We start from the raw sequence: 20,750 nt of genomic DNA on the forward strand, positions 1-20,750 counted from the left end.
CGCCGGGGCTAACACCGCCCAATCGGGCCAAATCCGCCGGCCGGAGAACCGGCAGGGCGATAATCGGGGGAGGCCTGCATGTCCATCGTGTGGGAAATGATCTTCAAGCGTCTTGGCCTCGGGCTTCTGACGCTGCTGGTCATTTCGGTGATCATCTTCAGCGCCACGGAACTTCTGCCGGGTGACCTCGCGCAGGCAATTCTCGGGCAGTCGGCGACGCCCGAGACCGTCGCGGCGTTCCGCAAGGAGCTTGGCCTCGATCTTCCGGCCTACCAGCGGTACTTCAACTGGCTCTTCGGGGCGCTGCAGGGCGATTTCGGCACCTCGCTCGCCAACAAGCGGCCAATTGCCGACCTGATCGCGACCCGGCTCGGCAACACGCTCTTCCTCGCGCTCTATGCTGCGGCAATCGCGGTGCCGCTGTCGCTGACGCTCGGCATCCTCGCCGCGCTCTACCGCAACTCGATCTTCGACCGCGCGGCCAATGCGCTGGCGCTGACCTCGATCTCTTTTCCTGAATTCTTTGTGGCTTACATCCTGATCTTCGTCCTTGCGCAGTCGGGTCTCTTCCCGTCGATGACGCGGATGGATCCGAATACGAGCCTCGGCGAGGCGCTCTACCGCGCGTTCCTGCCGGCGCTGACGCTGACGCTCGTGGTGACCGCGCACATGATGCGGATGACACGGGCGGCGATCATCAACCTGCTCGCCTCGCCCTATATCGAGATGGCGCGGCTCAAGGGCATCAACCCGATGCGGGTTATCCTGAAGCACGCGCTGCCGAACGCGTTGGCGCCGATCATCACCGTCATCGCGCTGAACCTCGCCTATCTCATAACCGGCGTCGTCGTGGTCGAGGTGGTCTTCGTCTATCCGGGCCTCGGCCAGCTGATGGTCGACAGCGTGGCCAAGCGCGACTTCCCGGTCGTGCAGGCCGTCGCGCTGATCTTCGCCGCGGCTTACGTGCTTCTCAACCTCACTGCCGACGTGCTTTCGACCCTGTCGAATCCGCGTCTCATCCACCGCAAGTAAGGAGGGCTGACATGACGATCCTCATCAAGCTCCTCTGGATCGCGGTGGCCATTGCCGTGGCGCTGGCCGCGGGCTGGCTCTTCCGAACCGCGGCCATCGCGGTGTCGCGCGGCGGGCTGCGCAAGGCGCTGAGAACCGCGCCGCTGACGGCCGCGTTCGGGATGCTCGTGATCCTTCTCTACATCCTCGTCGCGATCTTCGCCCCGGTGATCGCGCCCTTCGCCGAGCGCGAGGTCGTAGGCGGCCAGTTCCTGCCCTGGGAGGCGCCCTATATCCTCGGCACGGACAATCTCGGCCGCGACATGTTCACCCGGCTCATCTACGGGGCGCGGAACACCGTCGGCATCGCCTTCATGACCACCGCTCTGGCCTTCGCCATCGGCTCGATCCTCGGGCTGCTGGCGGCGACCGTCGGGGGCTGGATGGACCAGTTTCTCAGCCGTGTCGTCGATATCCTGATGGCGATCCCGTCGCTGATCTTCTCGCTCCTGCTTCTCACGATCTTCGGCACCTCGGTCGTGACGCTGATCCTCGTGATCGCGACCATCGACTCGACGCGGGTGTTCCGACTCGCGCGATCGGTGGCGCAGGACATCGTGGTAATGGATTATATCGAGGCCGCGAAGCTCCGCGGCGAGGGGCTTTGGCGGCTCATCACGCGGGAGATCCTGCCGAACGCGATGGCGCCCCTGGTGGCCGAGTTCGGGCTCAGGTTCTGCTTCGTCTTCCTGATGATCTCGGCGCTTTCCTTCCTCGGCGTCGGCGTCCAGCCGCCCACCGCGGACTGGGGCTCGATGGTGCGGGAGAACGCGGCGCTGATCACCTTCGGCGATGTCACGCCGCTTCTGCCGGCGGGCGCGATCGCGCTCCTCACGGTTGCGGTCAACTTCGTCGTCGACTGGATGCTGCACCGCGCCAGCGGGTTGAAGGAGTGAGGCGATGAAAGACACGACCAACAAGCCCGTCCTCCTGACGATGCGCAATATCGAGATCGAGGGTCGCTCGGACGAGACCTGGTCGCCGATCATCAAGGGCGTGGACCTGACACTCAACAAGGGCGAGGTGCTGGGGCTGATCGGCGAGAGCGGCGCGGGCAAGTCGACGCTGGGCCTCGCCGCGATGGGCTTCACCCGCGACGGCTGCCGGATCTCCGGCGGCACGATCGACTTCGACGGGATCGACCTGATGAAGGCGTCGGAGGCGACGAGGCGGGGGCTCAGGGGCAAGCGCATCGCCTATGTCGCGCAGTCGGCGGCGGCGAGCTTCAACCCTGCCCACAAGCTCATCGACCAGTACAGCGAGGCGCCGGTCCAGCATGGCGTGATGGGCCGCGCCGAGGCCGAGAGCGACGCGGTGGAGCTTTACCGCCGGATGCAGCTGCCCAATCCGGACGAGATCGGGTTCCGCTATCCGCACCAGGTCTCGGGCGGCCAGCTGCAGCGGGCGATGACGGCCATGGCGATGGCCTGCCGGCCGGATCTGATCATCTTCGACGAGCCGACGACCGCCCTCGACGTGACGACCCAGATCGAGGTCCTGGCGGCGATCCGCGACATCGTCGCCCAGTTCGACACGGCGGCGATCTACATCACCCACGACCTCGCGGTCGTGGCGCAGATGGCCGACAAGATCAAGGTGCTGCTGCGCGGTGACGAGGTCGAGGAGGCCGACACCCGCACCATGCTGGCAAGCCCGAAGCAGGACTACACCAAGACGCTCTGGGCGGTGCGCAGCCATGCCCGCGCGACCCAGCCTCCCGTGGAAAAGGGCACGGTGCCGGTGGTCTCGGTCAAGGCGGTTACGGCCGGTTACGGCCCGATCGACATCCTCAAGAATATCAACTTCGACATCCACAAGCGCCGCACCGTCGCGGTGGTGGGCGAGAGCGGTTCGGGTAAGTCGACGGCGGCGCGGGTGATCACCGGGCTCCTGCCGCCGCGGCAGGGGCAGGTGCTCTTCGACGGCAAGCCCTTGCCACCCGACTACCGGCAGCGAAGCCGCGACCAGCTCCGGCAGGCGCAGATGATCTACCAGATGGCCGATACCGCGCTGAACCCGAAGCTGCGCCTGCGTGAGCTGATCGGCCGGCCGGCGCAGATGTATCTCGGGCTGCAGGGCAAGGCGCTGACCGACCGGATCCGCGATCTTCTGAATCTCATCGAGCTCGACCCGGACAAGTTCATCGACCGGCTGCCCTCGGAGCTGTCGGGCGGCCAGAAGCAGCGTGTGGGCATCGCCCGCGCGCTCGCCGCGGAGCCGAAGTTCATCATCTGCGACGAGGTGACCTCGGCCCTCGACCAGCTCGTGGCCGAAGGCATCCTGAAGCTCCTCGACCGGCTCCAGACCGAGTTCGACCTCGCCTACATGTTCATCACCCACGACCTCGCCACGGTGCGCGCCATCGCCGACGAGGTGGTGGTGATGCAGAACGGGCGGGTGGTGGAACAGGGGCCGAAGGACGAGATGTTCCAGCCGCCGCACGATCCCTATACCGAGCTTCTGCTGTCCTCGGTGCCCGAGATGGACCCCGACTGGCTGACGAAGCTGCTGAAGGAGCGGGCGGAAAAAGCGTCCTGATCAAAAGCGAGGCGGGTTTGAACCCGTCTCAGCCTTTTGCCGCATCGCGCATCGTCTGGCGTTTCGCGCGGATATTCGCGGCAAGTTCAGCGGTATAGGCGGAGAGGCTCGCGAGCGCGGTCTCGGCGGTTCCGGCATCCCGCGCCTCGATGGCGTCGGCGATCGCCGTGTGCAGGGCAACGATACGTTCGCGTGACCGCGCGGAGAAGGTGATCATGTTCATCAGGGGCTGCATCGCCTCGACCGCGCCGGCGAGCTGGTAGGAGAGGACCGGATTGCCGGCTGCGTCGACCAAAGCGCGGTGGAAGGCGACGTCCGAGGCGCAGAAGCCCTCGTCCGACAGCCCCGGCTGGCCCTGCCGGAAGATCTCGGCCCGCATCGCCGCGAGGTGGTCGGCCTTCCGCCGTTCGGCGGCGAAGGGGACGCAGGCGCGCTCGAGCGCGTAGCGCGCCTCGCGGGCGGTATCGAAATCCACCGCGTTCATGCTGAGAAGCAGCGTCGAGGTGGTGATCTGCTGGCTTGCCGCCTCCTCGTAGGAGATCCGGTTGACGAAGGCGCCGCCTGTGGCGCCCCTCTGGGTGCGGATCAGGCTTTGCGCCGCGAGCCGCTTCAGCGCCTCGCGCACGGTGGGGCGGGAGACGCCGAACTGCTCGGCCAGTTCCTGTTCGGAAGGAAGGCGCTGGTCCACGATCAGTTGTCCCGCGACGATCGCATCTCGGATCGCTTGGGCGATCCGGACCGGCAGTTCGCCCTCGGTGCCGAGCGTCAGTTTCTCCATTCGCTTTCCATTCTCAATTGTCAGACATTAATTGTTTGACATTTGCCGCGGATAGGCAGACCCTAGGCGCGACGGGGGCATCCGTCCATTCTTTTCTGTCCCGGGGGCATCCATGTCCGCACCGATCCAGCATGGCGGAAGGCGCGCAGCCGTGCGGCTCTCTGCGCGTGCGATGGGCTGGCTGGGCTTATACGGCGTGATCCTCGCTGCTTGGGCCGGCGTCGCGCTGATGGCGCGCGGCCTGCCGGGAGCGGAAGCGGGCTCGGTCCCGGCGGAGTTCTGGGCGGCGCTCTGCGCCTCGGCCGGCGAGGCGGAGCCCGTCGCGCTCTGGGCGATGTGGGCGCTGATGGCCTCGGCGATGATGCTGCCGACCTTCGTGCCGGCGCTCCGGACCTTCACTGATCTTTCGGCGACCGGGGCCACGACCGGGCCAGGGGCCGTCGCCCTCGTCGCGGGCTATGTCGCGGTCTGGCTCGCGGCCTCGGTCTTCGGCGCCGCCGCGCAATGGGCGCTGGCGCGGGGCGGCATGCTGACGCCCGCCGGCGTGAGCCTCTCGCCCTGGCTGACGGCGGCGCTGCTCTTCGGCGCGGGCGCATACCAGTTCTCGGCGATCAAGGCGGCCTGCCTCGCGAAATGCCGGATGCCGCTCACCTTCTTCCTGCAGCACTGGCGGCCCGGCGCGACTGCCGCCTTCGGCATGGGGCTGCGCCTCGGCGCGCTGTGCCTCGGCTGCTGCTGGGCGCTGATGGCCCTGGGCTTCATCGGCGGCACGATGAACCTCGTCTGGATGGGGGCGGCGACGCTCTTCATGACGCTCGAGAAACTGCCCGAGATCGGCCGGAGGCTCACCCGCCCCGCCGGTTCGGCACTGATCCTTGCGGGGGGCCTTGCCGCCCTTCGCGCCCTGCAAATCGCCTGACGGAGGAACACATGGCCGATACCTTGCCCGAATGGACCATCAAGGGGGAACTGATCCTCAACTGCAACTGCACCGTCTTCTGTCCTTGCGTTATCTCGCTCGGCGATCATCCCCCGACCGAGGGCTACTGCATGGGTTGGGCCGGCATCCGCATCGACGAGGGGCAGTATGATGGCGAAAGCCTCGCGGGGCTGAACATCGGCCTCCTCCTCGAGATCCCCGGCAAGATGGGCCGCGGCAACTGGAAGGCCGCCGCCTATGTCGACGACCGCGCTTCCGACAAGGCCTACGAGGGGCTCCTGAAGATCTTCACCGGCCAGGCACGCGGCACGACCGGGCTTTTCAAGGTGCTCGTGAGCGAGTTCCTCGGTGCCGAGCGCGCGCCCGTCAGTTACGAGACCGAGGGCAAGACCCGGCGCCTGACCGTCGGACGCGCGATCAAGGGCGAGGTGGCGCCGGTGGCGGGCAAGGGTGGCGAGGATATCGTCGTCAGCAATACCGAATACTGGATGGGCCCGGATATCACCGTGGCCAAGGCCTCGAAGGGCAAGGTCCGCGCCTTCGGCCGGGTCTGGGATTTCGATGGCCGCTCGGCCGAGATCTGCCAGATCGACTGGCACGGGCCGAACTGAGCCGGGGCAGGGAGAAAGGCATGACGGTCATCACTTCCTCGCGCCGCGTGCGGCGTACCCCGTTTACGCCCGGCGTCGAAGCCGCCGGTGTGACGAGTTACACGGTCTACAACCACATGCTGCTGCCGGCGCAGTTCGGCGGATTCGTCGAGGACTACCACCACCTGAAGCGCCATGTTCAGGTCTGGGACGTGGCCTGCGAGCGGCAGGTCAGCGTCAAGGGGCCGGACGCGCTGCGGCTGATGACGCTGATCAGCCCGCGCGACCTGACGAAGATGGCGGACGACCAGTGCTACTATATCCCGGTCGTGGACCGCAACGGCGGCCTGCTCAACGATCCGGTGGCGGTGAAGGTCGCGGCGGATCATTACTGGATCTCGATCGCTGACAGCGATTACCTGCAGTATGTGCTGGGTGTCGCCGACGCGCTCGGGCTCGATGTGGTGGTCGAGGAGCCGGACGTCTCGCCGCTCGCGGTGCAGGGGCCGAAGTCCGACGACCTGATGGCGCGGGTCTTCGGCGACGCGGTGCGCGAGATCCGGTTCTTCCGCTACAAGCGGCTCGCCTTCGAGGGCCGCGAGATGATCGTGGCGCGCTCGGGGTACTCGAAGCAGGGCGGGTTCGAGATCTATGTCGATGACGGGGATTACGGCATGCCGCTCTGGGAGGCTCTCTTCGCAGCGGGCGAGGATCTCCATGTCCGCGCGGGTTGCCCCAACCTGATCGAGCGGGTCGAGGGCGGGCTCCTGAGCTACGGCAACGACATGACCCGCGCGAACACGCCGTTCGAGGCGGGCCTTGGCAAATACGTCAACTCGCCCGCCGACTATATCGGCAAGGCGGGACTCACGGCCCGGCCGGTGGAGCGGATGATCCGCCCGCTCGCGATCGAGGGCGACCTGCCGCGCTGCGATCGGCTCTGGCCTGTCTATGCGGGCGGTGCGAGAGTCGGTCAGGTGACGAGCGCCAAGTACAGCCCCGACTTCGGAACCAACGTGGCCATCGGGATGATCGACCAGAGCCACTGGGACGCGGGCACGAAGGTCGAGGTCGAGACGCAGGACGGCATGCGCGATGCCGTCGTGCAGGCGAAATTCTGGATTTGAGGAGAAAGCGATGATCAACGCATTGGTGGTCACGAAGGACGCGGAAAGCGGCAAGACCTCCGCCTCGGTCGAGGCGATCGAGGAAAGCCGCCTGCCCGAGAGCGAGGTCCTGGTCGCGGTCGAGTATTCGACGGTGAACTACAAGGACGGGCTCTGCATCGGGCCGGGCGGCGGGCTGGTGCGCAACTACCCGCATGTGCCGGGCATAGACTTCGCCGGTACGGTCGAGAAATCTTCCGATCCGCGCTACAAGGCCGGCGACAAGGTCGTGCTGACCGGCTGGCGCGTCGGCGAGGCGCATTGGGGCGGCTATGCCCAGAAGGCGAGCGTCCGGGCCGACTGGCTGGTGCCGTTGCCCGCGGGGTTGACCACGCGCCAAGCGATGGCGGTCGGCACGGCGGGCCTGACCGCGATGCTCTCGGTCATGGCGCTCGAGGATCACGGGCTCGCGCCGGGTCATGGGCCGGTTCTGGTCACGGGGGCGGCGGGCGGCGTCGGCTCGGTCGCGACCGCAATCCTCGCCAAGCTCGGCCACGAGGTCGCCGCCGTCACGGGGCGTCCCGAGACGGCGGACTACCTGAAAAGCCTCGGCGCCACCCAGATCGTCGCGCGCGAGGAGCTGACCGAGGTCACGAAGAAGCCGCTCGAAGGCGAGCAGTGGGCCGGCTGCGTAGATGCGGTGGCGGGGGCAATGCTCGGCCGCGTGCTGAAGCAGATGAAATACGGCACCTCGGTTGCCGCAGTGGGCCTTGCCGGCGGTGCCGCGATCGAGGGGGCGCTGATCACCCCCTTCATCCTGCGCGGGGTGAACCTGCTCGGCATCGACTCGGTGATGCAGCCCTATGCCAACCGGGTCCGCGCCTGGGAGCGGATCGCGAAGGACCTGCCGATGGACAAGCTCGAGGCGATGATCCAGCCGGCGGTGCTCTCGGACCTGCCGCAGCTCGGCCGCGATATCCTGAAGGGCCAGGTCAAGGGCCGCGTCGTCGTCGACGTGAACGCCTGACCCCCGACTATTGACCGCTTTAGGCGCCGACGCGAATGCGCCGGCGCCCGTTCGCGTTGAGATGGCACGCCCGCGCGGCAGGTGCTAGACTCCCGGCCGTGAAATCGCTAAGAGCGTCACCGTTAGCGCTAACGGGCGCGTAAAGCAACGAGGAGTCCATGGTCTCTCGCGTGATTCCGGTCGATCCGTTCGACCTCGTCGTCTTCGGGGCGACCGGCGACCTCGCGCGCCGCAAGATCCTGCCCGGACTCTACCGGCGTTTCGTCGCCGGCCAGATCCCCGAGACCTCGCGCATCATCGGCTCGGCCCGGACCGAGATGGACGACCAAGGATTCCGCGCCTTCGTCGCCGAGGCGATCGCGGAGTTCATCGACGCGAAGAAACGCGACGCGGAGAGCATCGCGCGCTTCCTTGACCATCTGCGCTATGTCTCAGTCGATGCGAAGGGTGACAGCGGCTGGCCGGAGCTGGCAGCCCTGATCCGTCCCGACGTGGTCCAGGCCTATTACTTCTCGGTCGCGCCCTCGCTCTTCGGCGACCTCGCCGAACGGCTCCACCGCCACGGCATCGCCTCGCCCGAGGCGCGGATCGTCGTCGAGAAGCCCTTCGGCCGCGATCTGGAGACCGCGAAGGCGCTGAACGCCACGCTGGCCGCGCATTTCGCGGAGAGCCAGATCTACCGGATCGACCACTATCTCGGCAAGGAGACGGTGCAGAACCTGATGGCGGTGCGATTCGCCAACATCCTGTTCGAGCCCCTGTGGAACGCGCGCCACGTCGATCACGTCCAGATCACCGTCTCCGAAACGGTCGGCGTCGGCGGCCGCGGCGCCTATTACGACAAGTCCGGCGCGATGCGGGACATGGTACAGAACCACCTGATGCAACTTCTCTGCCTCATCGCGATGGAGGCGCCCTACCGCTTCGATCCCGACGCGGTCAGGGACGAGAAGCTCAAGGTGATCCACGCGCTGCAGCCGGTCGCGCCCGAGGACATCGTGCGCGGCCAGTACCGGGCGGGCGGGCCGGGCGGCAATGGCTCTTCCTATGTCGAGGATGTCGACCATCGCGACAGCCGCACCGAGAGCTACATCGCTCTCAAGGTCGACATTGCCAACTGGCGCTGGAAGGGCACGCCGTTCTACCTGCGCACCGGCAAGAAGCTCCGCGCGCGGGCCTCCGAGATCGCGGTCGTGTTCAAGGAGGTGCCGCATTCGATCTTCGGCGACGAGGAGGGTTGGCGCGAGAACGTGCTGGCGATCCGGCTCCAGCCGAACGAGGGGATGACGCTTTCGGTGATGATCAAGGAACCGGGGCCGGGCGGGATGCGCCTGACCGAGGTGCCGCTCGACATGTCCTTTGCCGAGGCTCTGGGCGAGGACGGTGCCGACATCCCGGACGCGTATGAGCGCTTGATCATGGACGTGATCCGGGGCAACCAGACGCTGTTCATGCGCGGCGACGAGGTCGAGGCGGCCTGGGCCTGGACCGATCCGATCATCGCCGCCTGGGAGGCGCGCGGCGACCGACCGAAAGCATATGATCCGGGCTCCTCGGGGCCCGAGGACGCGCTGATGCTTCTGCATCGCGACGGGCGAAGATGGCGGGAGATCCGGGAATGACCTTCGAAGACTACCCCGACGCCGAACTGATGATGTTCGACCTGGCCGACCTTCTGGCAAGCGAGCTTTCGATGGCGCTGCGCCAGAACGACGCGGTCAGCTTCTGCGTTCCCGGCGGCACCACGCCGGGCCCGATCTTCGACGTCCTGTCGGGGGTGAAACTGGACTGGGACCGGGTCACCGTCCTGCCCTCGGACGAACGCTGGGTGCCCGAAAGCCACGAACGCTCGAACGCGCGCCTGATCCGCCAGCGCCTGCTGACCGGCCGCGCCGCGAATGCCCGCTTCCTGCCGCTCTATGCCGATGCGCCCGAACCGGAGGCCGTGCTTGACCGGCTTGCGGCTGAGATCGAACCGCTCCTGCCGCTCAACGTACTCTTGCTCGGCATGGGCGCGGACATGCACACCGCCTCGCTTTTCCCCGGCGCCGACGGGCTCGCCGAGGCGCTCGACGACGACGCGCCGCTGCTGGTGCCGATCCGCGCGCCCGGCGCAGGTGAAACGCGGGTCACGCTGTCGGCCCGCGTTCTCGCCGACGCGATGAGCTGCCATGTCGTCATTACCGGCGCGGAGAAGCGTAAGGCCCTTGAACGCGCGCAGGATCTGTCCGCGGACGAGGCGCCGATCCTCTCGGTGCTGGCCAATGCCACCGTGCATTGGGCCCCCTGATCAACCGGAGCCACCATGACCCTTTGGGACGACCTGCGCCACCATCAGGCGCTTCACGCCGACCGGCCGATCCTTGCGCTCTTCGAGGGCGCCGACCGGGCCGGGCGGTTCTCGATCCGCGCCGGCGGGCTCCTGTTCGACTATTCCAAGACGTCGATCGACCCGCATGCGCGCGATCTCCTTATCCGGCTCGCCGAGGCTTCGGGCGTGGCCGGGCGCCGCGAGGCGATGTTCGCGGGCGCGAAGATCAACGAGACCGAGGGCCGCGCGGTCCTGCACACCGCGCTGCGCAATCTCGACACGGATATCGATGTGGATGGCGAGAACGTGATGCCCGAGGTCCGCGCCACCCATGCGCGGATGGAAGCCTTTGCCGAGGCGGTCCGGTCGGGCCGCATCGCGGGGCAGGGCGGCCGCATCACCGATGTGGTCAACATCGGCATCGGCGGCTCCGACCTCGGCCCGGCGATGGCCTGCCTCGCGCTTGCGCCCTATGCCGACGGGCCGCGCACGCATTTCGTCTCCAACGTCGATGGCGCCCATGTCCATGACGTGCTCGCACCGCTCGATCCGGCGACGACGCTGGTGATCGTCGCCTCGAAGACCTTCACGACGGTCGAGACGATGACCAATGCGGAGGCCGCCCGTGCGTGGATGGCGAAGGCGGTCGCCGATCCGGGCGCGCAGTTCGCCGCGGTCTCGACCGCCGCCGAGCCCACCGCGGCCTTCGGCATCGCGGCCGAGCGGGTCTTCGGCTTCGCCGACTGGGTCGGCGGTCGCTATTCGGTCTGGGGGCCGGTCGGGCTCTCGCTGATGCTGGCGATCGGGCCGGAGGCCTTCACGGCGTTTCTCGCCGGCGGCGCGGCGATGGACCGGCACTTCCGCGAGGCGCCGCTGGTCGAGAACATGCCGGTGATGCTGGCGCTGGTCGGCATCTGGCACAACCAGATCTGCGGCCATGCCACCCGCGCGGTGCTGCCCTATGAACAGCGCCTCAGCCGCCTGCCGGCCTATCTCCAGCAGCTCGAGATGGAGAGTAACGGCAAGCGCGTGGCGATGGACGGCACCGAGCTGCCGCGCCATTCGGGCCCCGTGGTCTGGGGCGAGCCCGGTACCAATGGCCAGCACGCCTTCTACCAGCTCATCCACCAGGGTACACGGGTGATCCCCTGCGAGTTCCTGCTTGCCCGCGAGGGGCACGAGCCGACGCTGGCGCATCAGCATCGCCTGCTCGCCGCGAACTGCCTCGCGCAGGCCGAGGCGCTCATGCGCGGCCGCACGCTGGCGGAGGCGCGCGCGCTTATGTCTGCTGCTGGCTTTGCCTGCCCCGATCTCGAGCGGCAGGCGCGGCACCGGGTCTTTCCGGGCAATCGGCCCTCGACGACGCTGCTCTACCCGAAGCTGACCCCGTTCACGTTCGGCCAGATCCTCGCCCTCTACGAGCACCGGGTCTTCGTCGAGGGCGTGATCCTCGGCATCAACTCCTTCGACCAGTGGGGGGTCGAACTCGGCAAGGAACTGGCGCTGGCCCTCGAGCCGATCCTTGCGGGTCGCGAGCCGACGGAGGGCAAGGACGGATCCACGCGCCTTCTCGTCGATTACCTCGCCGGCTGAAGCGCGCGCGCCGAAGCATCGTTAAGCGAATCTTCAAGCTGCGCGCTCCATTCTCGGCCTCGCATGGCCTCGACGGCCGATGCGGGTGCTTGCGGCGGAGATGGCGATGCGGCTTCTGGACAACCTCAGCCTTGCGGTGAAGCTGCCGATCATCCTCGGCGCGCTCGCGCTCGCGGCGCTTCTTGCGATGGGCTACACGAGCTACCGCTTCGCACGGGATGCGCTCATGGATGCAGCGCGCGCCCGGATCGAGACGGTGGTCGACGCGAAGGAGACCGAGGTCGCTTCGTGGTTTTCCGTCGTCGCTGCGGATCTGGCCTCTCAGGCCGCAAGCCCGACGGCGGTCCGCGCGGTCCGAGACTTCACCATGGCATGGGAGCGGCTCGGCCAGGCCGCGCCGGACGTGCTCCATGAGCAGTTCATTGCCCGCAACCCCTATCCGGCCGGCGAGAGGTATCGGCTCGAGCAGCCCGCCAGCGTTTCGGACTATTCGATTGCCCATAACCGCTACCACGCGGGGTTCGTTTCGATCCTTCGGCAGAAGGCCTATCACGACATCATGATCCTCGATGACGGGGGCAATGTGCTCTACAGCGTCGCAAAGGAGGACGATCTCGGCCAAAATATCTTCACCGGCCCGCTGCGCTCGAGCCTGCTCGCCAAGACTGCCCGCCGCGCCATGCAGGCACCCGATGCGACAGTCCTATTTTCCGATTTCGACCATTACGGCCCCTCGACAGGGCGGGCGACGAGCTTCGCGGCCGCGCCCATCCGCTCGGTGGACGGGCGGGCGCTCGGTGCGCTCGTGTTCCAGATCTCGGCCGAACAGCTGACCGCGTTGCTCGGAGCGGATCTCGGAGCGAATACGGGTTCGCTGACCTATCTTGTCGGCAGGGACTACCGGCTGCGCACAAATGTCGGGGGAGAGTCGACTGCGCTCTCTCAGAAAAGCGCCGCCGAGGTGCTCAAGTCGGCGTTTCGAGAGAACCATGTCTTTGCCCGCGAAAATGGATTGTTCGGCGTGCCGTCGGTGCTGATGTCCGGCAGGATCACGCTTCCGGGGCTGGATCTGGCACTGATCTACGAAGAGCCGATGGCGTCGCTTCTGACGCCGGTCACGCTCCTGACCGAACGCATGGTGCTGGGCGGCGTCGCCTCGATGGTCGCGCTTGGCCTGGTCGTGTTCCTCCTGGCGCGCAGTCTCGCTCGGCCGCTCGAACGCACCGCGGCGGCGATGAGCGTGATCGCCGCCGGTGACTACTCGGTACCGATCCGTGACACTGCCCGGCGCGACGAGATTGGAACGATCGCGCGGGCGCTGGAGACCGTGCGTAACGGGTTGGCCGCGACCGCGGCCATCGCTCGCGACGCCGCATTCAAGAGCGCCGCCTTCGAGAGCTCTTCGGCGGCCCTGATGATCGTGGATCGCGATCTGCGCGTGAGCTACGTCAATCCATCCGCGACGGCCCTGCTCGACCGCCATGTCGGTGAGGTCCGAAAGGCGAGGCCCGGATTTCACCCAGATGCCGTGGTCGGTCATGACGTCGAGATGCTCGGTATCCTGCCTGAGGCCGCACGACTGCGTCTGGAGGACGAAGCGACACTGCCTTTCTGCTCGGAGGCGCAACTCGGCAGTGCCCGTTTTGCGCTCGATATCAACGAGGTCGCAATGGAGGGTCAGGGCCGGATCGGGTCCGTAATCGAATTGCGGGACGTAACGGTCGAGCGAATGAACCTGGCGGTCCTGGCGGCCATCGACAGGTACCTTGCGACGGCCGAGTTCGATGCCGATGGACGGCTCATCAAGGTGAACGAGAAAATGATCGCCCTGCTCGGCGCGCCCGAGGGCAAGTACCTCGGAAAGAACCATGCCGAGCTCCTGCGGGGCGATCCAGAGGCGAAGGGCGATCTGGATGCCATCTGGGAACGTCTCATGGCGGGCGACTCGGTGGTCGGCCGATTCCGGACCGGACCCGACGAGGGGCGCGAAAGCATCATCGACGGCGGTCTCTCACCGGTCCACGATCGGGACGGCCGATTGCTGAAAGTCTTCCTCATGGGATCTGACGTGACGGAGGCGCAACTAGCGCTGCGCACGGCCGAGATCCACCGGCGCGCCATGGAAGCCGCGCAGAGCCAGGTGGTGGAGGCGCTTCGGGTCGGTCTAAGCCATCTGTCCGATGGCGACCTGACCGCGCGGATCGAGGGCGAATTCGCCACGGATTACGAGACATTACGAATGGACTTCAACCAGGCCGCGGCCCGGCTAGCCGATGCGATGGGCGCGGTGATCGAGAACGCGTCCACGATCGAGGTCGATGCGCTTGAAATCGCGCGGTCGGCCGATGATCTCAATGGCCGAACCGAAAAGCAGGCCGCAACGTTGGAGCAGACGGCGGCGGCCCTCGACGAGCTTACGATGTCGGTCAAGTCGGCGGCAGTCGGCGCCGCGGAAGCGAGCAGCTTCGTAGGAACTGCGCGCGCTTCGGCGGAAGCGTCCGGAACCGTCGTGGAGGAGGCCGTTCGGGCGATGGGCGAGATCGAGTGCTCGTCGGAACGGATCGCGAAGATCATAACAGTGATCGATGACATCGCCTTCCAGACCAACTTGCTTGCGCTGAACGCCGGTGTGGAAGCGGCCCGGGCGGGCGAAGCTGGACGTGGCTTCGCTGTCGTGGCTGCCGAGGTCCGTGCGCTCGCGCAGCGCTCGTCAGAAGCGGCGCGGGAAATCGACAAGTTGATCTCGGCTTCTTCGGCCCAGGTCAAGCGCGGTGTCGGCCTCGTAGCCGAGACCGGGCGCGCACTCAAGGATATCGTGGCCTCGGTCTCCAGCATCTCCGCACGGGTGTCGGAGATCGCGGTTTCATCCCAGGAGCAGTCGGCTGGGCTTGCGGAAATAAACGTGGCGGTCAACCAGATCGATCAGGTGACGCAACAGAACGCCGCCCTGTTCGGCCAGGCCGCGGCCGCGAGCCAATCCCTGACACGAGGAGCCGAACTGCTCAACGCCACGACGGCGCGGTTCAGGATTGGCGGCACGAATGAGAGCCGCGAGACTGAAGGTTTGTGGTCTCGCCGCACCATTGAGACCCCGGCCACAGCGCGACCGCGCCGCTCGGCCAGCCGTGGATCCTTTCTGGCATCTGGCCATTCGAGCCTTATTGCCGCGGTGGCGGCTCCTGGATCGGAGGCTGAGGATTGGAGCGAGTTCTAAGTAAAACCGGAGGGGACGGCGCTTCAGTTCTCGTGGTCCTCTTGCCCCGATCCGCTAAAGCGCGGCAGCTCGATCATGGTGGCTAGACTTCTGATTATTGATGATTCCGCCACTATGCGCGCATTCATACGCGAGGCCGTCGCGCCGGATCCGCGAATCCGGTTGGTCGGCGAAGCGGCAGATCCGATCGAGGCTCGTGACAAGATCAGGACGCATTCTCCGGACGTACTGACCCTCGACATCGAGATGCCTCGGATGGACGGGTTGAGCTTTCTAGATCTTCTCATGCGGATTCGTCCGCTACCAGTTGTAATGATATCCAGCGATTCTCCACGAGGAAGTGCAGTGGCGGTAGAGGCGTTCGCGCGCGGTGCTGTCGACTGCATTGGCAAACCCGGTGAAGGCTGTCGACGCCCCTTCGAGGGACTTGGAGACCGCCTTGTAGCTGCGTCACGAGCGCGGGTGCGCAGTCCCAGCCGACGGAGTATTTCTTCGCTCCCTGCGACGGGATTTCGATGGAACGGGCGTCTTGTCCTGATCGGAGCATCGACAGGTGGCGTCGAGGCACTGGAGATCTTGCTCTCGGGTATTCCGGCGGACGGTCCTCCGATCGTCGTCACTCAACATATGCCAAGAACAATGCTCGAGCGGTTTGCAGCGCGCCTGGACGCCCGGATCGCTCCGCGAATGCGGATTGCTCGCGACGGCGAACCAATTCTACCTGGCAATGTCTATCTGGCACCCGGGGGAGGTTGGAACCTCGTCATCGGACCCGGAAAGCCCCCGCGTTGCAGGTTGCGCGAAGGCGAGGCGGCGTACGGCCATTGCCCTTCGGTGGAGGCGATGTTCGCCTCAGCTCTCCACACGGCCAAAGATGTCGTGGCGGTGATGCTGACCGGGATGGGGCGCGATGGCGCGTTTGCGATGGCCGAACTGCGCCGGTCCGGTGCACGATGCCTCGCCCAGGATGCAGCCAGTTCCGTGATATTCGGTATGCCCGGCGCAGTATTGTCCACCGGCGCCGCGGAGATTGCGGTTCCGATCAACCGAATGTCGCAGGCCATTCTCGAACTTACCGGATCCGTCTTGGGTCCGCCGGATATACCGTAGTTTGGTACGTGCGCAGGAGACGGGAAGTCGGGATCTGATGTTGTAGCGGGACGAGTCCAGCGCGGGGTCACGAATCCGAACGAACTGTATCGCGTCGCAGCCCCGCGGTCACAACCAGGCCACGTCACCCGGGCGCGAAAGGGATTCCCCGCTTTCTGTCCGGCCGGATCTCGTGATCCGTTGAGGCAAGTTATTGTGCCGCTGATCCGCGTTCAACGCTGAAGTCGCGACCATGACGTCTTGTGGCAAGCAGGCGGAGAGAGATGCCATCAAGCGGCTGACAGAGTCCAGGGACTGGCTGATCCGGTCCAAGCCCTGCAGCTTCGTGAGCGTTTCCGGGTCGGGCGGAACTGAGAAGCGGCAGCGGGAGAGCGCCACCTGGACGGATCCGGCCAACGCCGCTGAACTTGCGAGTTCGGTGGCCACCTCCTGCAGGAGCGCCGCCAGGACCATTTCGGGTGTGTCACCAGGGAACTCTGATGTCACGGTCACGGCCGGGCTCCGTCTTCCGGCTCGTCGGCAAGTCGCTGGTAGCAAGACACATCGTCCCAGCGTAACGGCAAGCCGCTGTCCGTCGAGATCTGTTCGGAATGGCCAACGTAAAGTCTGCCGCCCGGTGTCAGTGCGTCTGCGAACCGCCGCCACAGCCGGCGCTGCGTTTCTGGCGCAAAGTAGATCGCGACATTTCGGCAGACGATGATGTCGAAAGGTCGGTGCATCGGCCAATGCCCCTGCAGGTTCAGTTCACGAAAACGAACTAGCTTGCGCAGCGCGGGGGTAGGGCGGCACATGTTACCTTCCGACGAGAAGAACCGGGATCGCATCTCGGCGGGTACAGATGCGAGCGAGGCGGTGGAGAAATCGGCGCAGCGGGCGCGCTTGAGCACCGCGCGGTCAATGTCGGTCGCCAGAATACTGAGATCGTGTCTTTCGGCATCCGGCAACATGTCAAGAACCACCATCGCGAGCGAAAGAGCCTCCTGTCCGCCGGCGCATCCGGCGGACCAGAGACGTACTCGGCCTCCGCAGCGCGCACGCGCGATCAGCGGCGGCAATACCTTGTTGCGGAGATGGTCGAAATGATGCGGCTCGCGAAAGAAGCTCGACTCGTTGGTAGTAACGGCAGAGATGAAGTGATGACGTTCATCACACCAGGCCGGCGAGCGCAGAAGTGCAAGATAGGCGTCGAGATCCGCAAGACCAAGTGCGGTCAATCTGCGTCCGATGCGCGCGCCGATCATCGCGGCGCCGCCTTTCGACAGGACGATCCCCGTCAACTGCTCTGCATGTAGGGCAATCGCGTCGGCGGCCGCCGATGTGTCTGTCAGCGGTTCCGTGTACCCTTTCATGCCGAGAAAGCCCGGCGGTCGGTCAAAATCGCCGATACGTCGATCACTCGGACCATCTGGCCACCGACGAGTGCGAGTGAGGCGAGGCAGTCCTCGCTTCCGTTGCGTGCGGCCGGCGGCATGGGCTCAAACAGATCGCGTGCAACCGGGCGGATCGCGTGGACCGCCTCGACAACAAGGCCCGCGGATTGGCTCGCGGTTTCGACGACGATGATTACGTGGCGTTCGGTAGCCTCCACGGAGGGCAGTCCGAGGCGAGCGGCGAGGTCGAGGACCGGAAGGATCGTACCCCTCAGATTGATCACGCCCGACAGATAGGACGGCGCATGGGGCAATGGCGTCGGCGGGCTCCACGTCCGAAGCTCCCGGACGGCCATGATGTCGAGGCAGAAGCTCTCCGCCCCGACGCAGAACGTCAGGAGTTTCACCTCTTCGGGAGCCGCGTCCGTCATCTGATTGTTTCTCCGGTGAGACCGGAGACAGCCGGGGCGGCCTGCCGTCCCGTCGGCCGGACGAGATCGCCCGGATCGAGGATGAGTGCGATCTGTCCGTCTCCGAGGATTGTCGCGGCAGCGATCCCGCGTGGTCTGGTGAAGGCGCCGTGTACCGGTTTGACTACGACCTGCCGCTGATCGAGGATTGCATCGACGACCAATGCGGAGCGCATGTCGGCCTCGGCTTCGGTGAGGATTGCGATCGCATCCTGAGGTCGCGCTCCCGAGGTGCGGTAACCGAGCGTTTCCGCCACATCGCAAAGGGGGACGAAACTGTCGCGAATTCGCAAGAGTTCGCGCCCGGGACCGAGGTCTCGCCGTTCGAGCGCCCGGACCGCTGCGGATTCGACGACCGCGGCCACCGGTATGACCAGAATCTGCCCCGCAACGCGCACGATCAACCCGTTCAGAACCGCCAGCGTGAGCGGCAAGGACATGGTGAAGCGCGTTCCGCGGCCGATGTCCGACTGGATCGACAGCCGCCCGCCCAGACGAGCAATCGCCGTCCTGACAGCATCCAGCCCCACCCCGCGACCGGACACGTCGTTGACCGATGCGGCGGTGGAAAAGCCCGGACGGAAAAGCAGCTGGTCGACCTCCGCGTCGCTCAATACCGTCGCGGCATCGATCAATCCCTTTGCCACGGCCGCCGCGCGGATCCGAGCACGGTCGAGCCCCGGCCCGTCATCGGCGAGATCGACGACGAACCGGCCGGCCCGATGCGCCGCGGTGAGCGTAATTGTGCCTTCATCGGATTTTCCGGCTCGGCGCCGTAGGTCGACCGGCTCGAGCCCGTGATCCACGGCATTGCGGATCATGTGCATGAGTGGATCGGCGAGTTGCTCGATGACGGTACGGTCGACCTCGGTCAGGTCGCCCTCGGTTCGCAGACGTGCCGGTTTGCCGAGCGCGTCCGCCGTCTCACGCAGGATCCGTCCCATGCGCTGAAAGAGGGGCTTCACGGGTTGTGCGCGGATCATCATGACCGTGTCATGGATATCGCGCGTCAACGCCGAGAGGGCTTCGAGCCTAGGGGAAATGCCGGAATCGGTGGCAAGTCCGGCATCGCGGATCGCTTGCGACAGGATCGACTGCGCGATCGCCAACTCGCCGACGAGATTCATTACGCGGTCAACGCGATTCAGATCGACCCGGATGGAGCGGGCTGGTTCGGTTCCGGGCTGTGTATCCTCGGACGGGACTGCGACCGGCGGCGTCGCTTCGCGTTCGGAAGTGCTTCGATCGATCACGACGTCGCACACATCCTCGACGAAGTCGAAGATCTCCACGATTTCCGAACGGTCGCGATCTCCCGGAAGCGCCAGTGACCATCCGACATATGCCGTCTCCGGATCGAGTTGGGAGAGCGGAGGAAGCGCAGACATGTCACAGATCACCTCGCTTGCCCCGAGGGCAGATAGTGCCTGCAACAGGTAAAGCGGCTCGTTTCCCGTAGCAAAAAGCGTTGCGCGCGGTCGGAAACGAACCCGCCAGTTGCGATCGGCATCGCCAGGCGTGTCGGCCGGATCAGCGAACGTCCGTTCCTCTGTCGTCATGTCATCGCCGGTGGCGCCGGCGGAAACCAGATCGGCAAGTTGGTCGGTGGCCCGGATCAGCGCGGCCGTCGTCGCGCCGTCGACGGGAATCGCCCCCGATCGCACCCCCTCGAGCGTGCTTTCCATCCGGTGAGCGAAGCTGACGAGCGGCCTCAGCGCGAAGGCGCTCGCACCGCCCTTGATCGTGTGCACCGCTCGAAATGCCACGTTGACGGTCTCGGGATCCGGCGTGCAGCCGCGGTCGCAGGCGGCCTCGACCATGCCGAGCGCATCGCGCAGCCGTTCGATCTGCTCTTCGCATTCGACGTGGAATCCGGCGCGGAGTCGATCCATCGAGTCGCCCGGTGTCGACATGGCATTTCCCTTCACCGGACGACCATCTGCAACGCGCGGACCAGTTTCGAAGCGTCGAAGGGTTTCACGATCCATCCGGTGGCGCCCGCGGTGCGGGCGCGGGCCTTTAGTTCGGGCGCATCCTCGGTCGTGAGGACGAGTATCGGCGTCGCCCGGTGCCGTTCGATCTGCCGCACGGCCTGGACGAAACCGAATCCGTCGAGCCGTGGCATGTTGATGTCCGACAGGATCGCGTCGGGGCGGAAGCTCTCGAGTGTCTCGAGCCCATGCTGGCCATCCTCAGCGAGCCGAACCGTGTAGCCCGCCGCGCCAAGAGCCAATGCCAGCATGTCGCGCATCGTGCGGCTGTCGTCGACTGCCAAGATGTTCACGCCCACGATGTGCAAGTCCCCGCAACGTTGATCTCGCCGGAACCGTGCGCCGCAAGATCAGGGGGCGTGAGGCCGAAGCTGCGCAGCGCGTCACGAAACGCCTCCGACATCGGCGTGACGTCGAGGTGTTGGCGGAGGGCGCGCCACTCCGCAGCCGCCGCCAACAGCACCTGAAGGCAGGGGGTGTCGAGATGCTCTACGGCGCCGGCATCAACATTAAGCGCTGCACCGCGATGCGACAGAAGCGCGTCCTGGAGGGGACCGGCGGCCGTCAGATCGAGCCGCGCCGGAAGCGTCAGTTCGGAGGCTCCGCCGATCGCCTTCGTGGGTATCTCGGAGTCTCGCACC

At 66.2% G+C, this 20,750-nt stretch carries 19 protein-coding genes; 12 read left to right on the plus strand and 7 right to left on the minus strand.

Features of this window, described 5'->3' with window-relative positions:
- Nucleotides 1-78: 78 nt before the first annotated feature.
- From OM960_RS00690 to OM960_RS00700, 3 genes are read left to right on the plus strand one after another with little or no spacing between them, the layout of a single operon-like run.
- The gene (locus tag OM960_RS00690; protein ID WP_263332190.1) at nucleotides 79-1,032 is read left to right on the plus strand and encodes an ABC transporter permease; all 954 of its coding nucleotides are present in this window, start codon (nucleotides 79-81) and stop codon (nucleotides 1,030-1,032) included.
- An 11-nt stretch (nucleotides 1,033-1,043) separates the two neighbouring features.
- Nucleotides 1,044-1,967 carry an ABC transporter permease gene (locus tag OM960_RS00695; protein WP_263332191.1) on the plus strand — a complete coding sequence of 308 codons (924 nt, stop codon included), beginning with the start codon at nucleotides 1,044-1,046 and terminating at the stop codon, nucleotides 1,965-1,967.
- A gap of 4 nt (nucleotides 1,968-1,971) precedes the next feature.
- Nucleotides 1,972-3,609, plus strand: a complete 1,638-nt coding sequence (locus OM960_RS00700; RefSeq protein WP_264770746.1) for an ABC transporter ATP-binding protein — start codon at nucleotides 1,972-1,974, stop codon at nucleotides 3,607-3,609.
- A gap of 28 nt (nucleotides 3,610-3,637) precedes the next feature.
- On the opposite strand, the gene OM960_RS00705 is transcribed toward OM960_RS00700, so the two are convergent.
- On the minus strand, nucleotides 3,638-4,387 hold the full coding sequence (locus OM960_RS00705; RefSeq protein WP_263332195.1) for a FadR/GntR family transcriptional regulator: 750 nt from the start codon (nucleotides 4,385-4,387) through the stop codon (nucleotides 3,638-3,640).
- A 112-nt stretch (nucleotides 4,388-4,499) separates the two neighbouring features.
- On the opposite strand from OM960_RS00705, the gene OM960_RS00710 reads away from it, so the two are divergent.
- The 9 genes from OM960_RS00710 to cheB all read left to right on the plus strand — a co-directional run bounded on the left by OM960_RS00710 (nucleotide 4,500) and on the right by cheB (nucleotide 16,278).
- A complete protein-coding gene (locus tag OM960_RS00710) occupies nucleotides 4,500-5,306 on the plus strand; it encodes a DUF2182 domain-containing protein (protein WP_263332197.1) in 807 nt (268 codons plus the stop codon).
- Nucleotides 5,307-5,317: 11 nt separating this feature from the next.
- Entirely contained in the window at nucleotides 5,318-5,938 is a 621-nt protein-coding gene (locus OM960_RS00715; RefSeq protein WP_263332199.1) for a DUF1326 domain-containing protein, read from the plus strand.
- A 20-nt stretch (nucleotides 5,939-5,958) separates the two neighbouring features.
- Nucleotides 5,959-7,044 (plus strand): dimethylsulfoniopropionate demethylase, encoded by a 1,086-nt coding sequence (locus tag OM960_RS00720; RefSeq protein ID WP_264770747.1) that lies wholly within the window; start codon nucleotides 5,959-5,961, stop codon nucleotides 7,042-7,044.
- Nucleotides 7,045-7,054: 10 nt separating this feature from the next.
- Nucleotides 7,055-8,050: an acryloyl-CoA reductase gene (gene acuI, locus OM960_RS00725; protein WP_263332202.1), complete on the plus strand. Its 996-nt coding sequence runs from the start codon at nucleotides 7,055-7,057 to the stop codon at nucleotides 8,048-8,050.
- Between the two features lie 158 nt (nucleotides 8,051-8,208).
- On the plus strand, nucleotides 8,209-9,672 hold the full coding sequence (gene zwf / locus OM960_RS00730) for a glucose-6-phosphate dehydrogenase (protein WP_264770748.1): 1,464 nt from the start codon (nucleotides 8,209-8,211) through the stop codon (nucleotides 9,670-9,672).
- Nucleotides 9,669-10,340 (plus strand): 6-phosphogluconolactonase, encoded by a 672-nt coding sequence (gene pgl / locus OM960_RS00735; protein WP_263332206.1) that lies wholly within the window; start codon nucleotides 9,669-9,671, stop codon nucleotides 10,338-10,340. Before zwf ends, pgl begins: the two co-directional genes overlap by 4 nt.
- Nucleotides 10,341-10,355: 15 nt before the next feature.
- Entirely contained in the window at nucleotides 10,356-11,954 is a 1,599-nt protein-coding gene (pgi, locus tag OM960_RS00740; protein WP_264770749.1) for a glucose-6-phosphate isomerase, read from the plus strand.
- Between the two features lie 79 nt (nucleotides 11,955-12,033).
- On the plus strand, nucleotides 12,034-15,168 hold the full coding sequence (locus OM960_RS00745) for a methyl-accepting chemotaxis protein (RefSeq protein ID WP_264770750.1): 3,135 nt from the start codon (nucleotides 12,034-12,036) through the stop codon (nucleotides 15,166-15,168).
- 75 nt (nucleotides 15,169-15,243) lie between these two features.
- On the plus strand, nucleotides 15,244-16,278 hold the full coding sequence (cheB, locus tag OM960_RS00750; protein ID WP_263332215.1) for a chemotaxis-specific protein-glutamate methyltransferase CheB: 1,035 nt from the start codon (nucleotides 15,244-15,246) through the stop codon (nucleotides 16,276-16,278).
- 108 nt (nucleotides 16,279-16,386) lie between these two features.
- On the opposite strand, the gene OM960_RS00755 is transcribed toward cheB, so the two are convergent.
- The 6 genes from OM960_RS00755 to OM960_RS00780 are packed head-to-tail and all read right to left on the minus strand — an operon-like array spanning nucleotide 16,387 to nucleotide 20,749.
- Nucleotides 16,387-16,770 (minus strand): DUF8776 family protein, encoded by a 384-nt coding sequence (locus OM960_RS00755; protein ID WP_264770751.1) that lies wholly within the window; start codon nucleotides 16,768-16,770, stop codon nucleotides 16,387-16,389.
- Nucleotides 16,767-17,627 carry a CheR family methyltransferase gene (locus OM960_RS00760; RefSeq protein WP_264770752.1) on the minus strand — a complete coding sequence of 287 codons (861 nt, stop codon included), beginning with the start codon at nucleotides 17,625-17,627 and terminating at the stop codon, nucleotides 16,767-16,769. Before OM960_RS00760 ends, OM960_RS00755 begins: the two co-directional genes overlap by 4 nt.
- Entirely contained in the window at nucleotides 17,624-18,079 is a 456-nt protein-coding gene (locus tag OM960_RS00765) for a chemotaxis protein CheW (protein WP_263332220.1), read from the minus strand. Before OM960_RS00765 ends, OM960_RS00760 begins: the two co-directional genes overlap by 4 nt.
- The gene (locus OM960_RS00770) at nucleotides 18,076-20,031 is read right to left on the minus strand and encodes a chemotaxis protein CheA (RefSeq protein WP_264770753.1); all 1,956 of its coding nucleotides are present in this window, start codon (nucleotides 20,029-20,031) and stop codon (nucleotides 18,076-18,078) included. Before OM960_RS00770 ends, OM960_RS00765 begins: the two co-directional genes overlap by 4 nt.
- A gap of 11 nt (nucleotides 20,032-20,042) precedes the next feature.
- Nucleotides 20,043-20,408, minus strand: a complete 366-nt coding sequence (locus OM960_RS00775) for a response regulator (protein ID WP_263332224.1) — start codon at nucleotides 20,406-20,408, stop codon at nucleotides 20,043-20,045.
- Nucleotides 20,399-20,749, minus strand: a complete 351-nt coding sequence (locus tag OM960_RS00780) for an STAS domain-containing protein (RefSeq protein WP_264770754.1) — start codon at nucleotides 20,747-20,749, stop codon at nucleotides 20,399-20,401. Before OM960_RS00780 ends, OM960_RS00775 begins: the two co-directional genes overlap by 10 nt.
- Nucleotide 20,750 lies beyond the last annotated feature (1 nt).

The organism is Defluviimonas salinarum, from assembly GCF_026013545.1.
Taxonomy (GTDB): Bacteria; Pseudomonadota; Alphaproteobacteria; order Rhodobacterales; family Rhodobacteraceae; genus Albidovulum; species Albidovulum salinarum.

Bases quoted from the DNA above. Each gene is read 5' to 3' on its own strand.
- OM960_RS00690 (WP_263332190.1), top strand. From the start codon at position 79: ATGTCCATCGTGTGGGAAATGATCTTCAAGCGTCTTGGCCTCGGGCTT.
- OM960_RS00695 (WP_263332191.1), top strand. From the start codon at position 1,044: ATGACGATCCTCATCAAGCTCCTCTGGATCGCGGTGGCCATTGCCGTG.
- OM960_RS00700 (WP_264770746.1), top strand. From the start codon at position 1,972: ATGAAAGACACGACCAACAAGCCCGTCCTCCTGACGATGCGCAATATC.
- OM960_RS00705 (WP_263332195.1), bottom strand. From the start codon at position 4,387: ATGGAGAAACTGACGCTCGGCACCGAGGGCGAACTGCCGGTCCGGATC.
- OM960_RS00710 (WP_263332197.1), top strand. From the start codon at position 4,500: ATGTCCGCACCGATCCAGCATGGCGGAAGGCGCGCAGCCGTGCGGCTC.
- OM960_RS00715 (WP_263332199.1), top strand. From the start codon at position 5,318: ATGGCCGATACCTTGCCCGAATGGACCATCAAGGGGGAACTGATCCTC.
- OM960_RS00720 (WP_264770747.1), top strand. From the start codon at position 5,959: ATGACGGTCATCACTTCCTCGCGCCGCGTGCGGCGTACCCCGTTTACG.
- acuI (WP_263332202.1), top strand. From the start codon at position 7,055: ATGATCAACGCATTGGTGGTCACGAAGGACGCGGAAAGCGGCAAGACC.
- zwf (WP_264770748.1), top strand. From the start codon at position 8,209: ATGGTCTCTCGCGTGATTCCGGTCGATCCGTTCGACCTCGTCGTCTTC.
- pgl (WP_263332206.1), top strand. From the start codon at position 9,669: ATGACCTTCGAAGACTACCCCGACGCCGAACTGATGATGTTCGACCTG.
- pgi (WP_264770749.1), top strand. From the start codon at position 10,356: ATGACCCTTTGGGACGACCTGCGCCACCATCAGGCGCTTCACGCCGAC.
- OM960_RS00745 (WP_264770750.1), top strand. From the start codon at position 12,034: ATGCGGGTGCTTGCGGCGGAGATGGCGATGCGGCTTCTGGACAACCTC.
- cheB (WP_263332215.1), top strand. From the start codon at position 15,244: ATGGTGGCTAGACTTCTGATTATTGATGATTCCGCCACTATGCGCGCA.
- OM960_RS00760 (WP_264770752.1), bottom strand. From the start codon at position 17,627: ATGAAAGGGTACACGGAACCGCTGACAGACACATCGGCGGCCGCCGAC.
- OM960_RS00765 (WP_263332220.1), bottom strand. From the start codon at position 18,079: ATGACGGACGCGGCTCCCGAAGAGGTGAAACTCCTGACGTTCTGCGTC.
- OM960_RS00770 (WP_264770753.1), bottom strand. From the start codon at position 20,031: ATGTCGACACCGGGCGACTCGATGGATCGACTCCGCGCCGGATTCCAC.